Consider the following 20,072-nt stretch of genomic DNA (forward strand, 5'->3'; position numbering starts at 1 on the left):
TCTTAGCAGCTGTCATTTTATTGTAGAATATGAATTATTTTCATAACTCACTATTATGTTAACACAAAATGATGATAATTTTAATAAAATTTTTAAATTTTTACTAAAGTTGGATTCCCTAAAATATCAATTTGGACTATTTCTAAATTATTAAATCAATTTGATAACGAGTCATAAGAGTTTTGAACAGTAAAAATTTCTTTACTTTTTTCAGAAACAGAAATAAAAACTGTATTTAATAGATTTGAATAAATTTTAGACCCCATTTTTGCTTGATAATATTTATAATGATATCTTCCATCTCTTATAAATCTCACTAGGGTTGATTTATATAGTTTATAGCCTCTATTTACAAATTTCTCTTTATCTTTGAAATAATTGTTAAATTTAACAAATTCGTAGTCATAGCCATGTTTTTTACCATCATCTTTCCAAATATTTAAAAAAGCATAAGATTCATTATTTCAAATTGTATTTTTACTATCAACAAAATATTTTAAATGATTAACTTCGCCATCTTTATATAAGTTTTTAGCTGTTTTAGGAACAGGTAATTCACTGCCTAATAAATCCCCAGAATTTTTTTTATCAATTTTATATGATGCATAAGGATAACGAATATTGCCAATCATTTCTTTATTTTTAATTAAATATTCATCCGGGTCTTTGACACAAACAAATTTTGGAATTGCTATTTTTACATCATATTTTTCTTTTGTTTTTCTATCAACTATTTCTTGTTTAACAATTTCTTTTGTTAATTCTATTGGCATTCGTTGAGTAATAATATTACTTAAATTATCAATTAAACTATAATGACTTAATGAATTTTTATTATTTTTAATTAAAAATAATCTATTTTCAACATTTGGAATATATAAGTTGTTATTATTTTTTCATTTTTTTAAAACTTGACTATAAAGTTCATTTCATTCGCTATCAGATAATTTATTACGGTAAGTTGTTAGCATTACAATATCATTGGCAAATTGAATTTCAGAAAAATTATTAAAATTTGAAATTACAATTGCATCAATTGCATGATGTCAAGGGGTAATTTCTCTAACTTTTTTTTTCTAACCCCCATGGTGAATTTCTTAATCATGTTCTTCTAAATCTTGAGGTAATTGCACCATTAAGAGTCATAATTTTAGGTTTTGCAAGACCAAATCTACTTTGTAATTCAAATTCTGCTTTTAATCAATTTGTTACATAGCGAGTAATATATCTTGTATCATTTAAATTACGAGAGACAAAATCATTTAATATTTCTTCATTTTGATTTGAACATAATAAATATTCAGCTTTCTTCTGATTAATTTGATTTTGAAATAATAAATAATTAACTCTTTTTTTATAGTTATTATAGTTTTCAGTTCCTAATGACTTAACATATTGATCAGCAAATTGATTACCCTTTTCCTGATTTTCTTTACTAAAAACTAAAACTTTATTATTAAAAGAATCATCTGCTAATTTTGAATATGGAATAATATGGTCAATTTGCAAGACATTTGATGCCCCTAAATCAGCAATTGTAATTTCTTTGCCCGAATAGAGCGATTTTTTATTTTGTTGGATTCATAATTTATATTTTAATACATTTGTATCATTAACAATAATACCATTAGCCATTAAAAATTCTTTGGCCTTAGCATTTTCTTTTAAGCTATCATCTTGGCGTTCTTTAACTTTTTTACGGTCACTAAAAGAAAGCCCCATTTCTCGTGTCAATTCAATATTTATTTGATCAATAAAAGTATATTTTTCAAATAATTTTTTAATAACTTTTCGGGCTTGATTAATTGCTCTAAAAACAATCGGATTCCGCCATAAATCAGGATCAATAATTGGAGCAAACATTTCAAAAGTTTTTTCGCCCGTTAAGTATTTTTGATATTGTTTTGCATATGATTCGGGTAATTTAAAATTATCTTCTTTAATAAATTGGGCTTGGAATTTACCATATGGAATTCCCTTTAAAAAATTTGAAATGGCAATACTCATTCATTTAAATGAAGTTTTTACTGTTGTTGAAATACTTGAATTAGGTTTTAATAAAATGTTTAATTTTTCTTTAGCAAGTATAATATTATTTTCTAGCAATCACTGATTAATCGCTTTTTCTTTTCGTTCAGGGGTAATATTTGTATGAATAATAAATCCTAATTGATGATAAATATTATCTTCTAATCTATTTAAACTTAAATTTTTTAATACATCATTGCCAAATACTTCTTTTAATAAATTTAAATAATTAGTTTTAAAATCAATATTTTTATAGGCATTTGTATCAAAAATATCATCATTGATATGATGTTTTTTTAATATTTCTTTTAAAAGTGTCTTTCCTTTTTTACCCGCCTCATTATATAAAAATGAGGAAATAATATCTTGCGCTAATTGATCATTTTCTTCAATATATTTAGATATTTTTGAAACTTCAGAAATAATATGAAATAAATCAAATAAAATAGATGATTTATAACCAACAGAAAGCTCTCTTAAAAAAGTACATCGTCCCTCTAATTGTGTAAAGTTTTTGGAAAATTGTTTATTTTCTTTTTTATATATTTCCCGTAATTCCTGTTTTTTTGGTCCTGGTCCATCTTCAAAATCTCTCTGGCGAAATATAATATCAGCAGCTTTAGCCCTTATTTCTTCTGTTAATTCTGGATAAAACTTAGCTTGTTTTGCTAATAATAAATCCACTTCCTTTTTATAATCATCACGAGCAAAAAGAAATTGAAAATTATTTTCTCCTTCTTTTCCACCTTTATTTCTAACTAAAAGAGCTTTTTTATTTTTAGCATCACGAAATTTTTTATTTCTAACTATTTCTTGTGATATGGTTAAATTTGAACTAATTAATGCATTACTAATCGCTTCATCTAATTTTGTTTCTCGTTTTTTTCCATCACCCTCAATATCAAAAGCAAATTTATTTTTATAACCTCTTCTGTTTGCAATATGAATTAATGACCAAACCAATTCTTCCCTTGTTAACTTCTCTGTAATCCCTATACTTCTTAAAAAATATGGATTATATAATTCATGTCTATTAAAATCTTCTACCAAATTAGTTGCACTGTGTTCATTAATATATTTATCTAATGATGCTTTATTAATAAAATTAATTTTTTCAAATAAGTTTTTTAAATCTTTAATTCGATTTTTTCTTCGCTTAATTAATCTTCTTGCTCCTCGTTTTAAACGGCGAGCGGCCGCATTAGTTGTACCATCTTTTGAATTTTCTGGGGTTTGGAATAGTCTAACCCCAAAATCATCTAAAACTCAATTTCCGTCTTCCATTTGGCCAGTTACTGCTCAACCACATGAAGCAATTCCTAGATCCAAACCTAGTATTAGTTTTTTATAATTCATAAAACCTCCTATAAATAATATATAATTTTTAAATTTCAACTACAAATTAAAATTATAGTTACAGATAAGATAAACATTATTTAATTTTTTATTAGACTAGGAAAAACTTAATTTAAATATTTATTTAACTACGCAAAACTAATAAATAATATAAATAAGATATTAAATTATTTTTACTAAAATTATATTTTGATATAGTTGCTATTTGACTTTATTATAACAAAAAAAATCTTTTTCTATTAATTAAAATTCTTTTTAATTAATAATTTTTAACATATAAAAAATACCTTATTTAAAGGTATTTTTTATATGTTAAAAATTTATTTAAATTTTATTCTTACAGTCTTCGCCACTAAGAATAACTTTTAAATTTTCATACGTAATTTCAATCATATTTTTAACAGCTTCATCAGTATAAGAACCAATGTGGGGTGTAATAATAACGCGAGGATATAATTCTAATAATTTATTAGTAATTGTATCGGGAGTTGGTTGACCATTAAAGTCTTTGAAGAAAACTGCTCCTTCATTTTCTAATACATCTAACCCTGCTCCTTTTAAATGCCCACTCTTAACCGCTTCATAAACGGCTTCTAAATCCGCTAAAGGCCCACGAGCTGCATTAATTAAAACTGATCCTGGTTTCATTTTTCCTAAAAAGTCTTTATTAACTAAATGATGATTTTGTTCTTTAATATAAGGACAATGTAATGAAATTAAATCACTTTCTTTAATTAAGGTATCTAAATCAACATAAGTTAATACTTCTTTCGCATGTTCGCTTTGGTAAACATCATATCCTAAGACTTTTGCCCCCATTCCAGCTCATGCTTTCGCCGCTTCTACCCCAATTCGTCCTGTCCCAATAATTCCAATTGTTGAATTACGGATTTCTTTGGCAAACATAAAGTCATCAACTTTAAAATTAGTATGATGTTGGCGGTCAGCCATATAAAATAAGTTTCGTAATAACGCATTCCCCATTGCAACCGCTAATTCACTGACCGCATTTGGTGAATACCCTGGCACATAAGCCATTTTAAATCCTAATTCATGGGCTTTATCTAAATCAATGTGATTATAACCCACTGTTCTTGTTAATAAATATTTAATGCCATACTCTTGCATTTTTAGCAAGTTTTCGGTTTTACAATCACAATTAGCCCGCACCATGACAGCATCATGACCCTTCGCTGTTGCAATATTATCTTTTGTTAAATATTCTTCTAATAATGTTAAATCATAACCATAGTTTTTATTAAGTTCTTCAAATAATGGGCGTTCTGTTTTACGGACCCCATAACATACCATTTTAATCTTATTGCTCATCTAAACCTCCTAGTATGTAAATAAGCTTGTTGCTCCAATTGCCGTTGTTACAATTACTCAAATTGGTAACACGATAATTGAGAACAAGGTTGCTGTTAATGTTAAATTACTTGTTAATAGTGGTTGTTTTTTATAGTTAATTGAATAAGCCACAATAACCGAAGCTGGTGGGGCTGCTAACATAATCACAATTACTGATAAACCAATTGTGTCTAAATGTCATGCTCCTGTTGTTTTTCCAATAGCAGCAAAAACAATTGTTAATAATAGCCCAACGGTTGGGGCAAAAATAACTTTCATCATTGTCCCATATCATACTTTTTTATCAGCCATTGCTTCTTTAAAGTTCCCTTTTGCTAATGTAATCCCAATTGCTAATCATGCTAATGGAGTACAAATTCCTTCTAATGTTTTTGTTATTTTAAATAATGGTGGGAAAGTATTGTCTAATCGTAATGGTGAGAACAATTTTCCTGAACCAATCTTTATCTGATCAGGGACAACTTTAATTCCTGGAATTAATTGGGTTACTCAGAAGGTAAAACCAATTAATGTTGCAATTAAAATTGGGTTTAAAAAGATTTGTTTTAAATTTGTTACAACAGCTTTTTTCTTTGCTGCTTTAATTTCCCCAACTGTTTGTTGGGCCATCACACTGTTTTGCCCAACATCAACAATTGTTGTTTTAACTGTTTGCACTTCAGTTGCGATTAATGGGGCAACTGATTTACTCATCACAATAAATCCTAATGAGTACAGGAAAACACGGTACGGAATATTAAAAATATTGGCTGGTACCGATGATTCATTCCCGAATAAAGCTGTAACAATTGGAATTCCAAAAAATGTTGTTGAGGCAAATACTGTAGACATAGTTAGTGCATCACGAACATCTTTTTCGTATTTAATGTAAAAATACTTTGCTATAATCCCCAATATTATATAAAATAAAAATCCAACTAATAAAATAGCTAATTGGGTTTTAACTTCCCCAACTGAAGTATCACTCATAAATCCATTAAATGCTAAGGCTGGTAGGCCTACGACCATTACCACTTTAATTAATACTGCTTCTCAGTCTTTCTTAAAAGTTCCCCGTTTTGTTAAAAATCAACCTAAAAAATAACAAACATGGTTGCTAAGATTGCGCTTCAAAAAGCTCATGATTGCAAAGTTGTTGCAACTGCTTTGCCCACATCTGCTTGTAGATATCACTGCATATCTTGTCTCCTTTTCTTAAAACTTTTTAATAAATTTGGTACGTTTTGGTACTTAAATATATTATATGCTTCAATTTGATTAAAACTTGGATAAAAAATAAAAAATTACTAAAAATATTTTAGTAATTTTTTATTTTAGAATTATAATTCAATTAAAACTTTGATTCCTGGCCCCATTGTTGTTGAAACAGCAATATTTTTAATATATGCTCCTTTAACAGCAGCTGGTTTAGCACGACGGATTGTATCAAAAATAACATCATAGTTATCTTTTAAAGCATCGGTTGCAAATGATGTTTTTCCAACGATCGCATGAATATTCCCGTTTTTATCAACACGGTATTCAACTTTCCCTTTTTTAACATCTTCAACGGCTTTTTTAACATCTGGTGTTACTGTTCCAGTTTTAGGGTTTGGCATTAAACCTTTTGGCCCTAAAATTTTCCCAATTTTACCTAATTCAGCCATAATGTCTGGTGTTGCGATAATAACATCAAAATCAAATCAGTTTTCTTTTTGAATTTTTTCAATTAAGTCTTTCCCACCAACAAAATCTGCTCCTGCTGCTTTTGCATCAGCTTCTTTTGTATTAGTTAAAACTAAGATTTTTTGAGTTTTCCCTGTTCCTTTTGGTAAAACAACAGCCCCTCTAATTTGTTGGTCAGCATGACGAGGATCTACATTTAAGTTAAAAGCGACTTCCACTGTTGCGTCAAATTTAGTTGTTGAAGTTTTTTTTGCAAGTTCTAAAGCTTCTAAAATTGGATAAGGTTTATTAGCTTCTACTAATTTTACTGCTTGGTTATATTTTTTTCCAAATTTAGCCATTATGCTTTCTTCCCTTCATTTGAAGGCATTCCTTCAACGACAATTCCCATATTACGAGCAGTTCCCGCAATAATTTTCATTGCTGCTTCAACATCATTTGCATTTAAATCAACTAATTTATATTCGGCAATTTTACGCACATCATCCGCGGTAATTGTAGCCACTTTTTGTTCTTTCGCTTTTGGTGATCCTTTTTGAATTTTAGCTGCTTTTTTTAATAAAATCGCTGCTGGAGTTGTTTTTAACTCAAATTTGAATGACTTATCGTCAAACGCTGTAATAACAACGGGAACAACATCTCCCATTCGGTCTTTTGTTGCATCATTGAATTGTGTACAGAATTGAGGCATATTAATTCCCAATGAAGCCAATTCTGGCCCTGGTTTTGCCTGCCCTGCATTAAACTCTAATTTTGCAATTCTTGTAATTTTTGCCACGAGCAATTCCTCCTTGTTTGCATTCTCGCTGTGGTCCTAACGCAAATAAATAATTTGCTACCACATTTAAGCACATTTTGTTCAGTAAAAATACTTATTTAAAATAAGTGCCTATATAAATATAACAAGAAATCAGGAGAAATGCAAATATATTTAAAAACCTAGATAATCTTAAATGTCTATGGTACCTTACATCTTGAACTAATTTTGTTTGTTACTAAGACAACAATATTACTAATAACTTTTTATATATTTTTGAATAATTAACATAGATTCTTTAAAATCAAAATAACTAATTTTTTTATTAATTCTAATTAAATCATTAATTTCGTTTATATATTTGAAATCATTTTCAGAAGTATTTAATATTTCTAAAACAATATTTTTTAAATAATATTTTGCATTTTCGCTATTTAAGGCAAGGAAAAATTTATCATTAATATTATACAATATACATTCAATATGAAATGAAGACAATGGTATTTTTTCCTCTGTATTTAAGTTAATAAATTTTATAAAATTTTTAAAAAATCTTACATAGCTAGAAAATCAACCATCTGTTGCAGAATTTTTTAATCTGATAAATTTTTCATTTAATATCGGAAAATTTTGAATTTCTTTTAAATCAGATGTAATAACATTTATACCATATATAGTCAAAGAATTATTGTCTTCGCTAAATAGATACTCACCATTAGATTCTTTATCTTTAAAATATTTTTTAATTTTCTTAACTAATTCAAAGCCTTTAAAACTATTTTTCAATTGTAAACAAAACGCACCACAAATTGCTAATTCAATTGTTAAATTACCCGTTCTAATTTTTATGACCTTATTAGAATCCTGAACTTCGCAATTATTTTTTAATGTTTTTATAAGATAATTAGTTAAATCTCTCTTAAACTTTGCAAAATGACTAATTGGAATATAAGAAATTCCGCCATCATCATTATTAAATCAAAAATTATTATAAATTCCAGAACTTCATTGATCTTTGAACTCATTAAAATTTTTATCCACTTGATTTCTATTCTTAAAAATCGATGGGCTTGAGTAATAGTCTCCTATTTTTAAATACATATCAATGTCACTTTGCTCTATTTTTCTAAAGAAAAATGATCCTGTATGCCTATTATAAGAACCATGAAATTTAATTTCTATTGGATTTTTATTATTTTTTCTGTCTTTTTCTTTAATTAAATTATTTAAATACAATAAATTGTATACTTCAATATCATATTCAATAATATTTCTAATTTTTTTTATAGTGTCTTTAATATATTCAGGTGTATCACTTCTAGTAATCATATCTGAAATAGTTGGGATCATCAATTCATTATTCATTTTATTTTACTCCTCTTCTAAAACATAGTTTCCAAATGAAAACCTATTAATAAAATCAGAAACATAAGAAAAAGAGACTATTTTTTTATTAATTATACTAATTTTAGCGTATCCAATAAAATCAGATAATTTATGAATTTTATTTGAATTTAAATCAGCTAATTTGTTTGAATTATTTGAAAAAGCATAAAAAATATTGAAATTATTATGATTATCCGGGTCAAACTCTAAATGACTAAATTTTGATTTTGATGTGCTACTATCCTGATTATATGATTTATTTATTGTATAAACTATTAGAGAATTTGTTGATAATTTATATTTTATTTTTATACGTGATTCAAATGAAGATTTATAAATAGACAATTCATTTTCAGAAATACTATCATTGTTTTTATCATTATTTTTAATAAAAGATGTTAAATCCAAAAAATAAAAACCTTTGCCTAAATAATTTTTTTCTAAAAGAATTGATTGCAAATATCTTTTAACTCTAAAATATCTATATATTATTATAGTCCCTACATATATTATATAAATAAAACTTGGAAGAAAAGTAATTATTAAATTAATATATAATTCAGATCTTATACCTAAAAACGAAATTAATGAGGAAGGTACAAACAAAATTAATATATTTCAGACAAAATTAATAATTGCTTTTGCTAAAACATTATCATTAATATTAATTGAACTGTTCATTATATACATACACCCCTATCTATTTATTATTTTAGTATCTTAATATTTCAAAATAAGAACTATTAAAAAATACAAATATTTTTACCTTCAATTTTCGTTTTAAATCAATATCAGAATTAATTTTTAATTTTCTTACAGTAACATATATTCCCAAACTTTAAAATGTATTTAATAAATTTTATCGATCTTCCCTCTAATTTTATTAAAAGATTATATTTATTAAATTGTTAATTTTTTTATTACAATTTTTATATTCTCTTCGATAATATTTATTAATTGAATTATATTTTATTTTTAAATCAAATAAACTTTTAATACCAATAAATAAATTTATTTTATGAATTAATACTATTTTATAATGTTGATATTTATTTAAATTATAATATAAAAACTAAAATTTAATTGCAAATTCTAGTTTTCAATTATAAAATTAATTTTATTTTTTAGCTTAATCTGGTATCTTTTGTAATATTAAATGTTTCCAGAAAAATAAAAAGACCAATAAACTTAATAAAATATTATTTTTAATTTAAGTTGCTTTAATTTGTTAAATTATATTAAACACTAGTAAATTCTGATACTCAAGCATAAATAACTAAAATAACTGCAAGCGCAGCTGTTGCAGCTGGAAAAGCCCATGATGATGATGCTACTACTGTTTCTGATGCTGCTAAAATTGGATAGACAATGTCTTTAAAGGATGACGCAATTGTTCGGATTTGTCATGCCCAAGTTGCAGCATTAATGATTCCAGGACTTAAATTATGTTTACTACGGTAAAACCCAATACCTGCTGCCGCAACGCCAAAAGAAGCAGAAATTGCTGTAGCAGCAATAGCTCAAGGAATACTAATCCCGAACCATCATGCAGCCGCTCAAAAGCCTGCTGCCGCAACGCCGGCAAGGGCTGAAAGTGTTGCCAAAGAATTTTGTGCAGTTAATAAGTCTTTATCAAATTTAGTTAAAACATTCTTAGCCTCATTTACATTATTGATACCTAATCTCTGTGTACTATTATATGTGCTAATATAAGAAAAATTTTTTTGATTTAATGAAATGTTATTAAATTCTATTTTAGTATTAATATTATTAGGAATTTTATAATTATCTTTTCCATTAAAATATTGAGCTTTTTTACTAATACTTTGTTGGAATTGTTCTCATGTTAAATTTTTATCTTTAATACTATGAATAAATTTAACTGCTTCAAGTTTAGCTTTTTCATTCATTTTTTTTAAATCTGTTTTCAAATTAATCGTTTGGCCAAATTCTCTATACAAATTCAAATCTTTTTCAGTAAAATAATTTTCAATACTGTTTAAATCAACATTTGAAAAATTAAGACTAAATTTTTGTTCTTCTTGTTTTTGATTATCTGTTCCCGATTTAATAGCAGTCAAAACTCCTGATGCACCAATTGTTAAAGAAGATAAAATAATTAACAAAGTTTTCATTCTAACAAGTCCTTTCGTGAGCCTAACCAAAACCCACCTAATTAGTGATAAAAATATCTTGGCATTTAGTTATCGATATAAATCATTATTTTATAGATTAATAAGAATGATATTAAGCTTATTTATTAATATAAAAAATAATTAAAAATTAGAAGCAACAAAATTATTTTTGTTTTTATAAACTAAATCCTTATCTTAACAAGATTCTTTTTCCTCGATCATTTTTCTTTTTTTAATTTTACCCCACAGAATATTTGATCATGTTGGATGTAAAAACTGTTTTTGTTGCAAATCATAGATTGGTTTAAAAAACCGTAATGGTAAAACCCCAATTAGAATAACAACTGGGCCAATTACAAATAAGAAAACAGCTGTAATAGCTGGGCGAGGCCAGTCCTTCATATGTCATCCTTCTGGGAATAATCGAGCCATATATCAATAGGTATCTAAAATATATTGGGTTCCAAAATAGTTGTTAAATAACTCCGCACATAAATAAATAATAACTAAGGTAACTGCCGATCTGAAAACAGTATGACGGTCAAATTTATAATTAGTGATTCCATATCAATAAACATATAAATAACCATAAGTAATAACGCCATGACCAAAATAATATTCATAGTATCAAAAACTACTTGGATAATATTCTAATGGTACTGCTAAAGCAAATAATGGTCCCGTAATTGCTAAAGGGGCAAAACATTCTAAGAAAATTTTTTTTGGATAAATCAATAAAATTATTAAAGCAAAACTTGTAATTGTACAAACTTGCAAATAAAAATAGGAAATAATATTGTCAAATCCTTTTTCCATTGCATAACTAATAAAATGAGAAAGTTGAACTATAACAACAAGCAGAGAAACAATTAGTCGTAAATAAATTTTTTCGGCAGTTTTAGCATAAAATTTTGGAAACATATTTAATGATAAGCAAGCAAAAATGATTAGAACAAGAGCAATTAATCAATAAAAAATTGTCATTAGTCTGCTAGTTTATCCCTTATCTTCTTGATCCCCAAAAAAATATTTTGTTCTAAAACTAAACTAATTTGTTTTATCATCATTTTATCTGCTCCCTTGTAATTAATAATTTTTGATATTGCTAATAGGTTAATACAAGTGATATTTAAGGTAATTATAGTACATTAAAAAATTAATTTACAATTTAATTTTGTTTTTTACCAGTAAGTTTTTTCTTTTTTTGATATTTTTTGGTAATTTTATTACTAAAAATCTTTATAAATGCAAAGGCAAAATTGATTAACAAGATTAATTTTGCTAGAATTAAGGCATAAAATTATTACAAGCAGAAAAACTATCTTAAAGTACCACTAAAATTTTATTTATCCCAAGCAATTAAAACATTGGAGGAAGAAAAATGTTAAAAGTTAATAATATATACTTTAAGATTATGTTGAGCCTTGCGCTAGTTGTTTCTGCCTTTTTAGTATATGACTTCTTTCTTGCACTTTTTGACCCAATGCCAAAATTCGCTAATCTAAATTATGGGTTACGAATTTTAACCTACTATTCTTTTTTTACTATTCAAACCAATTATTTAGTAACAATCTTTTTCTACATTGCCGCCATTAAAATGCGAAAAAAACAACAATATCCCCAATTCCCACTCTTACTAGCAATTACAACCTATATTACAATTACAATGCTAGTTTTTTGAGGGGGAATTGCTTCAAAAGGAAATGAACTTAATCAATATGACGGTTGACATTGAGTTGGAACATTTTTTTTACACTTAATTAACCCAATTATTATGATCACCGTTTTTTGTTTTACTTGTGGTAAAAAATATTATTTTTGAGAAAACCATGCCAAAAAAAATCTATGAATTATTCTAGTTTACATGTTTTTTTTCCTAATAACATCCTTAATTAAAGGCATTATTCTACACCATTTCAAATATGATAGTGATATTCTTTTCCCATATTTTTTCTTAGACATCTATTCTGACACATGGTTTTTTCTATTAACAATTGCGTTGTTAGTAATTTTAGCGATTGCGATTGGGATGCAATATTTTTACATTTGACTTAATAATAAGTTATACATCAAACGTCATAAAAATAAACACATTACGGAATGATCCCCACCAAATAATATTCGTTTAATATGAAAGTTTGACCATAAAGTTAAAGTTGGAATTAGATTAGCTCTTAGTTGTACTATTATAGTTTTTATTATAACTCTTGCTTTAACTAGTATTTTAATTTTTTCAGCATTAATTATAGGAGCAATTGCAGCAGCATTTAAATCTACATCATGACCACTTTGGTTAGTTATCGGTGGGGTTTCTCTTTTGATTATTAGTTTTATTATTTTAATAATTTTAATTCCCGCAATTAAATATACGAAAAAAGGTTCTCTACAAGCTAAAAATTTAATTGCTATGTTAATGATTAACCTAACAATTTTTAGCTGATTTACAATAATTGGGCCAATTTTAGGAATAATTAGTATTATAAAAATTTTAAAAGGGACTGAAACCCCAGAAGAATTTAAAACTAATTAAATTATTATTCTTGTTCAAGTTTTAACAAGTGTTCTTTTAAGGTTAAGCCCCCACGAAACCCAGTTAAGTTCTTATTTTTGCCAATTACGCGGTGACAAGGAACAATAATTAAAACTGGATTTGCCCCAATCGCTTGCCCAACAGCACGAGTTGCTTGCGGGCGATTAATTATCTCGGCTATTTCTTGATAATATTTTGTTTGCCCGTAAGGAATTGTTAACAAACTGTTTCAAACAACTTGTTGAAAGGTTGTCCCAATTAAATCTAATGGTAATGTAAATACTTTTCGCTGGTGATGAAAATATTCCTTAATTTGGTTACAATATCGGACTAATTTATCCCCGTTTTCCCTCAAAATTATTTCTTGATTTTTTATCTTATCTTTATAATTAATTAGTTCTTGCTCTGTTTGGCCAACAAATATTAACCCCTTATCAGACGCAGCTATTATTCATTCTTCATTATTAATTATCATTTTACAATAATATCAAGTTACTGTTTGTCCCATTATTATCCCACCTTTGTTATTACTTTCATTGTATCAAAATAAAAAACAGATGATTAATATCATCTGTTTTTTATTAACTCTTTATTTACGAATTAAAACTCATCCCAGAGCTCCAACCCCAATTAGTAAATTAGGAATTGCCCCTAAATAAGTTCACACTGATTTATAATCAGCACTAACAAAAAAACCAATTAAAAAGATTACTGCCAAACCAGTGATAACAGATCCTCAAATAAATGATCAAATTCCTGGCTTAACTGAGAAAGGAACTAAAATATATAAAATTCCTAAAACTAATAATAATGGTCAAAGTACTGATACATTATCGTTTCCTCATCCATAAATTGATAATGATACTGCAACACCTGCTGCAGATAAAATTCCAATTAAGATAATTCATGCGGCTCCAATTAACATCAATATTTTTGGTCAAGTAAATGTCTTCATTTTTGTTTTCTCCTTTATTGGTTAATTATATCCTAAAGTGAAAGACAGCACAATCTATTGTAAACTAGTGCTATCTTGATATCCTTTGTCATTAAAAGAATAAAAATCTCGTTCTTTTAAATACTGATTAAATTCTGTTACTGCGAAAGTTTTTGAACGATATGGAATCAATTGACTAGAAGAATAAAGTTTTTCTTGACTATCATCTAAAATTGAAAAAGAATATCCCCAGTGTGGTGAATCATATTCAACAATATTAAAATTATTATCAATTCAACGCTCTTTAACATTAAGGGTTAAAGCAAAAACATGTTCTTCTGGGGTTGCTTGTAGCTTAATTGAATCTTCTGCAATTAAACTAAGGGGAACATTCATTCCAACCGTTAACGGGTCACTTGTGTTACTTCAAACCCCATAAATATCTTTTTGGGTTTTTGTTGTTAAAAGCGTTTCTCATTTATTAGAATTCCATCAAACAAATTGTTGACCATCTGAACCCGGTTGAATCGGATGACCATCACTAATTGTCCCATGAGTATTAAATTCAGCTTGGAATTTATCATTTAGTTGTTTCATATTTTTACTGTTTTTAATATCTGCTCATTTTTGATTTGGAAAAACTGAACGGCCATTAACCCACGTATTTTGTGTTAAAAACGAATCAGATCCATAATAATCCCCGGTTTGATGGAAAGTAATGGGTTCTAAAATATTCGTTGTTAATGCTAAATCAGCTGAATCATTAAATTTAAAATATTGAACCGCTTCTGATAAAGTTGTTGCTTTTTCTAAATATAAATACAAGTAATGGTTATCTTCTAAATCAACCCAATTTGTTTGTTGATAAGGGTTACTAACTGATGGTAGTAAATAACCATTATAACCAACTGCCACCCCATTTGTTGCTGATGATTTTAATTTTCCTAATCATTGTGGAAGAGGCAGTTGATCGTTAACTTCTCCTTTTGTTTGACATGCCACCAATAATAGCGATGGACTGACAGTAATTGTTGTACTTAACATTAATAATAAAAGTTTTTTCATTTTTCTCTCCTTCTAATTTTAAAAATTATGACTTATTATCCTTGGTTACTTATTTATCCTGATAGCTATTTTGTCAGAAAATAATTGATGTAAAAGCTAAGATTCAAGCAAAACTAATAATGGTTGGTAACCAAATATTATGTAATTGGGAAAAATAAGTTAAGTTTGGATATAAATTTGAATCTAAGATTCAACTTGGCACATTTCAAAAGAAACTACTATTCATTAAATTAGCTAAAAAAGTTGTCGGGAAAAAATATCCTAAAAAATTTAAGATTTGATCACTACGAATAACACCTAGCGGAAATAACATCCCCGTTAAAAAAGCTAAGATTAAAAAAACACTAATTGCTAATACTAAAATTATTTTTAAATCACGATGAAAATAGCCAATCATAATGCCAATTAAACCACTAGTAAAACTTGCTAAAATAACTGTTCAACCTAATGTTAATCAATTAATTCATGGCAAATGCATTGCTTGGTGGTAACTTACGATTGCAATTACCACTAATCATATTCCGGCTGCTATGCTAACACAAAAATTAATAAACAAGAGGGAAATAATTAAGTGCCCTGTTGAAGCCTGAAGCAAATGTAATTGCCGCGCAAAGGTTGTTTGCTTAAACTCAAAAAAAGCAATTGGTAAATCAACCAAGCCATTAATAACAACCGCTAAAAGAATGCTCCCAGGTAATGCTAAAAAGCTAGCATTACTATTGAACATATTTGTCACACGTGTACTAATAAAATATAGGGCAACGGGTAAAACAAATGATAAAAGATAAGTGTGCCACGAAGTAAACCAATATTTACAAATAACACGCAGTAATGGTAATTTCATTTAAAGTCCCTTCTAAAATATCATATTTTTATCAATGATCAATTTAATAACCTAACAAAGAAAAAAGCATTTGTTCAAAATGCTTTATATAACTTTATATCATTAAATTATTCAAAAAAATAATTACATGACTCACACCCAGGAGTTATATAATAGGCTAATTATTATTAGAGAGGTCTTCTGGCTTAACATCATTTTACTTGCCGCCTTCCCAAAATTACTTTCAGTGGCTAATGGCTTTCATCCGTATTACAGTTGCTGGGACAGCATAAGAATTTCACTTATTTCCCTGGTTCTAACATAACTATTTTTATTAAATTGTCTTTTTTATCATATCATACTTTTTTTCTAACCAGCAATAATCTCATCTAATTTGACATCGTTTTGTTCTGTTGGTAATAGCGTTGAATGTTTTTGTTCATAAAAGGCTAAACCCATTTTAAAACCCTGGTAATCCGCAAAAAAGCGATCATAAAAGCCTCCCCCATAGCCTAAACGATTATTGTCATCATCATAACTAACAACAGGGGTAATAATAACATCTAACTCATTTTTATCTTTTATTTTAGGATTACTTTCTTTTGGTTCAAGTAAGCTTTGATAAACACGATGGGGTTCTAAAGTATTAACAAGACTGTTAATGGCAAAAAAAGTTAATTCTTGGTCATTAATTCGGGGTAAACAAACAATTTTACCTTTTGCTAACAAAGCTTTGATTAAATCAACTGTTCGTACTTCATTATTAATCGCATAATAAACGCCAATTATTTTAGCTGTTTTAACCCGCGGATGCGCTAAAACTTTTTTAACAATTTTAGCTGTTTTCCGTTGATGTAAACCTGGTTCAATATTTTGTCGCTTTTGTAAATTGTTTTTGCGTAACGTTTTTTTCTCGTTTGGCACTAACCAACACTACCTTCCATATCCATGCGAATTAACTGATTTAATTCAACAGCATATTCCATTGGTAATTCGCGTGTAAATGGTTCTAAAAATCCCATTACAATCATTTCCAAGGCTTGTTGTTCATCTAAGCCACGACTTTTTAAGTAAAATAATTGTTCTTCTGAAACTTTACTTACTGTCGCTTCATGTTCAATTTGTGATTCATTATTAAAAACCTTATTTTGGGGAATTGTATCAGAATGTGATTTTCCATCTAAAATTAAGGTATCACATTCCACGCGGGCTTTCGAATACTGTGCCGCAGGACCAATGTGGACAAGGCCACGATAATTGGCTGTTCCCCCATTAAAAGTCATTGATTTAGAAATAATTTTTGATGAAGTATATTTTCCTAAGTGAATCATTTTCGCCCCAGCATCTTGAATAACATTTTCTTTTGCCACAGCAATTGAAATACATTGGCCTTTACTATGATCACCTTTCAAAATAATACTTGGATATTTCATATTAATTCGTGAACCAATGTTACCATCAATTCATTCCATTTGACCGTTTGTATCAACAATACTACGTTTTGTTACTAAGTTTAAAACATTATCACTTCAATTTTGGACAGTTGTATAACGCATCTTAGCATTTTTCCCAACAAAGATTTCAACAACCGCTGCATGCAATGAATCTCGTGAATAAACCGGCGCTGTACATCCTTCAATGTAATGCAATTCCGCATCATCATCAACAATAATTAATGTTCGCTCAAATTGGCCCCCATTTTCATAATTAATACGGAAATAAGCTTGTAGTGGTTTATCTAATTTAACCCCTTTTGGAACATAAATAAATGACCCTCCTGATCAAACAGCACTATTTAAAGCCGCATATTTATTATCAGTATTTGGTACTAATGTCCCAAAATATTTTTTAAATAATTCAGGATGTTCACGTAAAGCAGTATCACAGTCCAAAAAGATTACGCCTTTTTCTTCGACCTCTTCTAGCATACTTCCATAAACTAATTCACTATCATACTGCGCTTTAATTCCAGCTAAATAATCCCGTTCCGCTTCTGGTAAACCTAAGCGATCAAAAGTGTTTTTAATTTTTTCTGGGACATCATCTCATGTTGTTGCGACATGATCGGTTGGTTTGATGTAATAAACATAATCATCAAAATTCATAAATGATAAATCAGGCCCTCATTTTGGATTATTAATTTTTAAAAACTGACGATATGAATCAAGGCGGAACTGCAGCATTCATTCTGGTTCATTTTTATAATGCGAAATTGTCCGAATGACCTCTTCATTAATTCCTTCCCCTGTATTATAGTATGAAATTTCCCCATCATTAAATCCATATTTATAACTTGAAAGATCTTTAATTTCTTGTTCTTGTTTTAGTTTTGGCATTTTATCGCTCCTTGCTTATTGCTTTTCGGTTGTTAATAATTTTACATAACCATTAACCCCAATTGTCGCACATTTAATCCGATTTGGTTGTTTGGGAATGTTTGTAAAGGCAACTAATTCATCTAATAATTCTTCTTGGTATGGTTTTGCATAAATCATTGCCAAGTAATTTTCAATAATTTTCATTGCTGTTGAAACTGATTTATTGATTATTAAATCAGCAATAATATCTGTTGTTGAAGTTGAAATGGCGCAACCAACACCATCAAATCTAGCGTTAGTAATGACATCGTTCTTAATTAATAGTTCTAACTGTAAATCATCAATACATGAATCAGAGGCTTGATGAATATACAAGGTATCTGCTTGCTTTGTTAATCCTTTGTGCCGCGGATTACTATAGTGATCCATAATGATTTGGCGAAGATATAACGGGTCTTTATTATCAATATTCATACTATAACCTTCCTAAAAATGCTGTTTCTTTTTTGATTGCCTGCACTAATTCATCAATATCATTTTTATCATTATATATTGTAAAACTAATCCGAACAGTATTTTTTTCGTTAATAACGGCCCCAATTAACCGCGCACAATGATCACCACTACGAACTGTTATATGATCGATTGTTCCTAAATGCGTAGCAACATCTTGGGAGAAAACTTCCTTAATATTAAAGACTAAGATTGGCGTTGGGGTTGTTTTATTATAAACAATAACTTTATCTTTTAAATGCTCTTCAAACTGCGTAACAGCATAAGCTTTTAAACTTTCGGCATAACTAATAATGTTATCTAAACCAATTTTATTAATAAAATCAAGAGCCGCCCCAAAACCAAAGATACCACTAACATTTGGCGTTCCTCCTTCCAAACAAGCAGGAAGGGCTTTTTTGCGGTAAGTTAAATCTGTTGGATTAATGGCATTATTCATTCCGCCCCCTAAAAATAAGGGTTCTAATTGCTCTAGCAAGTTAGTTTTTCCTCATAAAACCCCAACACCCGTTGGGCCAAACATTTTATGGGCAGAAAAAACAATAAAGTCAGCGCCTCATCCTTGAACATCGGTTTTAGTATGTAATACCCCTTGTGCACAATCAACAACAACAATAATATTTGGATTTATTGTTTTAAGTCGTTTAACAATTCTAGGAACATCGTTTTCATAACCAAGAATATTAGGAATATTAGCAAAAGTAACAATTTTTGTTCTTGGACTAATAACTTTTTCCAAAGCAGTAATATCAATTTGATAGTTTTGTTCTGGTAAGTATTTAATTTCCCCCTGGCATTCTTTTGCTAAGCGATACCACGGTAAAATATTTGCCCCATGCTCTTGTTGGGTTAAAAAAATTTCATCTCCTGGTTGGATAAGTTTTCTTAAACCATAAGCAATTTGATTAATCCCCGCTGTTGTTCCAGCGGTAAAAATAATTTCTTCCACTTGCGGAGCATTAATAAACTGTTGGACTTTGAAACGAACTTCTTCAAATTTAACTGCTGTTTGATATGCTAAATCACTATCGGTATTATGTGGATTAGTAGCATACTTCGCATAATAATCGCCAATCGCATCAATCACATTTTGTGGTTTTAATGTTGTTGCTGAATTATCAAAATAAATTTCATTGGGATGATTGGTAAAAAATGGAAATCAAGTTTTTGCTTCACGAAAATCTTGCATTA

19 protein-coding genes and 1 riboswitch are annotated in these 20,072 nt (G+C 28.2%); of the genes, 1 reads left to right on the forward strand and 18 read right to left on the reverse strand.

Translation table 4 applies throughout. The annotated features are described in order from the left end of the window. Positions 1-92: 92 nt before the first annotated feature. From SSYRP_RS04775 to SSYRP_RS04820, 10 genes are all read right to left on the reverse strand, one after another. Positions 93-971: a hypothetical protein gene (locus SSYRP_RS04775; protein WP_016341166.1), complete on the reverse strand. Its 879-nt coding sequence runs from the start codon at positions 969-971 to the stop codon at positions 93-95. 91 nt (positions 972-1,062) lie between these two features. After that, positions 1,063-3,384: a type II CRISPR RNA-guided endonuclease Cas9 gene (gene cas9, locus SSYRP_RS04780; protein WP_016341167.1), complete on the reverse strand. Its 2,322-nt coding sequence runs from the start codon at positions 3,382-3,384 to the stop codon at positions 1,063-1,065. 324 nt (positions 3,385-3,708) lie between these two features. Continuing rightward, the gene (locus tag SSYRP_RS04785) at positions 3,709-4,713 is read right to left on the reverse strand and encodes an NAD(P)-dependent oxidoreductase (RefSeq protein ID WP_016341168.1); all 1,005 of its coding nucleotides are present in this window, start codon (positions 4,711-4,713) and stop codon (positions 3,709-3,711) included. A 9-nt stretch (positions 4,714-4,722) separates the two neighbouring features. Continuing rightward, positions 4,723-5,877 (reverse strand): AEC family transporter, encoded by a 1,155-nt coding sequence (locus tag SSYRP_RS04790; RefSeq protein ID WP_408020052.1) that lies wholly within the window; start codon positions 5,875-5,877, stop codon positions 4,723-4,725. A gap of 197 nt (positions 5,878-6,074) precedes the next feature. Next, positions 6,075-6,761 (reverse strand): 50S ribosomal protein L1, encoded by a 687-nt coding sequence (gene rplA, locus SSYRP_RS04795; protein WP_016341170.1) that lies wholly within the window; start codon positions 6,759-6,761, stop codon positions 6,075-6,077. Next, positions 6,761-7,198 (reverse strand): 50S ribosomal protein L11, encoded by a 438-nt coding sequence (gene rplK / locus SSYRP_RS04800; protein WP_016339340.1) that lies wholly within the window; start codon positions 7,196-7,198, stop codon positions 6,761-6,763. The genes rplA and rplK overlap by 1 nt, the downstream gene beginning before the upstream one ends. 234 nt (positions 7,199-7,432) lie before the next feature. Further along, positions 7,433-8,542 (reverse strand): hypothetical protein, encoded by a 1,110-nt coding sequence (locus SSYRP_RS04805; RefSeq protein ID WP_016341171.1) that lies wholly within the window; start codon positions 8,540-8,542, stop codon positions 7,433-7,435. A 6-nt stretch (positions 8,543-8,548) separates the two neighbouring features. After that, positions 8,549-9,022, reverse strand: coding sequence for a hypothetical protein (locus tag SSYRP_RS04810; RefSeq protein WP_169336069.1), 474 nt, complete (start codon positions 9,020-9,022; stop codon positions 8,549-8,551). Between the two features lie 779 nt (positions 9,023-9,801). After that, the gene (locus SSYRP_RS04815) at positions 9,802-10,698 is read right to left on the reverse strand and encodes a hypothetical protein (protein WP_016341173.1); all 897 of its coding nucleotides are present in this window, start codon (positions 10,696-10,698) and stop codon (positions 9,802-9,804) included. Positions 10,699-10,893: 195 nt separating this feature from the next. Next, positions 10,894-11,682 (reverse strand): TMEM164 family acyltransferase, encoded by a 789-nt coding sequence (locus tag SSYRP_RS04820; RefSeq protein ID WP_016341174.1) that lies wholly within the window; start codon positions 11,680-11,682, stop codon positions 10,894-10,896. 397 nt (positions 11,683-12,079) lie between these two features. Between SSYRP_RS04820 and SSYRP_RS04825 the strand changes: the two genes are divergently transcribed. Further along, a complete protein-coding gene (locus tag SSYRP_RS04825; protein ID WP_016341175.1) occupies positions 12,080-13,228 on the forward strand; it encodes a hypothetical protein in 1,149 nt (382 codons plus the stop codon). A gap of 4 nt (positions 13,229-13,232) precedes the next feature. Here the strand turns inward: SSYRP_RS04825 and SSYRP_RS04830 are convergent, their stop codons facing one another. From SSYRP_RS04830 to SSYRP_RS04865, 8 genes are all read right to left on the reverse strand, one after another. Beyond that, positions 13,233-13,736: a methylated-DNA--[protein]-cysteine S-methyltransferase gene (locus tag SSYRP_RS04830; protein WP_016341176.1), complete on the reverse strand. Its 504-nt coding sequence runs from the start codon at positions 13,734-13,736 to the stop codon at positions 13,233-13,235. A gap of 81 nt (positions 13,737-13,817) precedes the next feature. After that, positions 13,818-14,183, reverse strand: coding sequence for a hypothetical protein (locus SSYRP_RS04835; RefSeq protein ID WP_016341177.1), 366 nt, complete (start codon positions 14,181-14,183; stop codon positions 13,818-13,820). Positions 14,184-14,237: 54 nt separating this feature from the next. Next, complete coding sequence (locus tag SSYRP_RS04840) at positions 14,238-15,227, reverse strand: hypothetical protein (protein WP_016341178.1); 990 nt, start codon at positions 15,225-15,227, stop codon at positions 14,238-14,240. A gap of 49 nt (positions 15,228-15,276) precedes the next feature. Beyond that, positions 15,277-16,071 (reverse strand): hypothetical protein, encoded by a 795-nt coding sequence (locus SSYRP_RS04845; RefSeq protein WP_016341179.1) that lies wholly within the window; start codon positions 16,069-16,071, stop codon positions 15,277-15,279. 153 nt (positions 16,072-16,224) lie between these two features. Next, positions 16,225-16,385: riboswitch (cobalamin riboswitch) on the reverse strand. A 34-nt stretch (positions 16,386-16,419) separates the two neighbouring features. Beyond that, positions 16,420-16,974 (reverse strand): 5-formyltetrahydrofolate cyclo-ligase, encoded by a 555-nt coding sequence (locus tag SSYRP_RS04850; RefSeq protein ID WP_016341180.1) that lies wholly within the window; start codon positions 16,972-16,974, stop codon positions 16,420-16,422. Further along, positions 16,974-18,386, reverse strand: coding sequence for a Fe-S cluster assembly protein SufB (sufB, locus tag SSYRP_RS04855; protein WP_016341181.1), 1,413 nt, complete (start codon positions 18,384-18,386; stop codon positions 16,974-16,976). The genes SSYRP_RS04850 and sufB overlap by 1 nt, the downstream gene beginning before the upstream one ends. Positions 18,387-18,401: 15 nt before the next feature. Next, positions 18,402-18,842, reverse strand: a complete 441-nt coding sequence (gene sufU / locus SSYRP_RS04860) for a Fe-S cluster assembly sulfur transfer protein SufU (protein ID WP_016341182.1) — start codon at positions 18,840-18,842, stop codon at positions 18,402-18,404. A 1-nt stretch (position 18,843) separates the two neighbouring features. Further along, positions 18,844-20,070 (reverse strand): aminotransferase class V-fold PLP-dependent enzyme, encoded by a 1,227-nt coding sequence (locus tag SSYRP_RS04865; RefSeq protein ID WP_016341183.1) that lies wholly within the window; start codon positions 20,068-20,070, stop codon positions 18,844-18,846. Between the last annotated feature and the right edge of the window lie 2 nt (positions 20,071-20,072).

The sequence above is a fragment of the Spiroplasma syrphidicola EA-1 genome, from assembly GCF_000400955.1.
In the GTDB taxonomy this organism is placed as follows: domain Bacteria; phylum Bacillota_I; class Bacilli_A; order Mycoplasmatales; family Mycoplasmataceae; genus Spiroplasma; species Spiroplasma syrphidicola.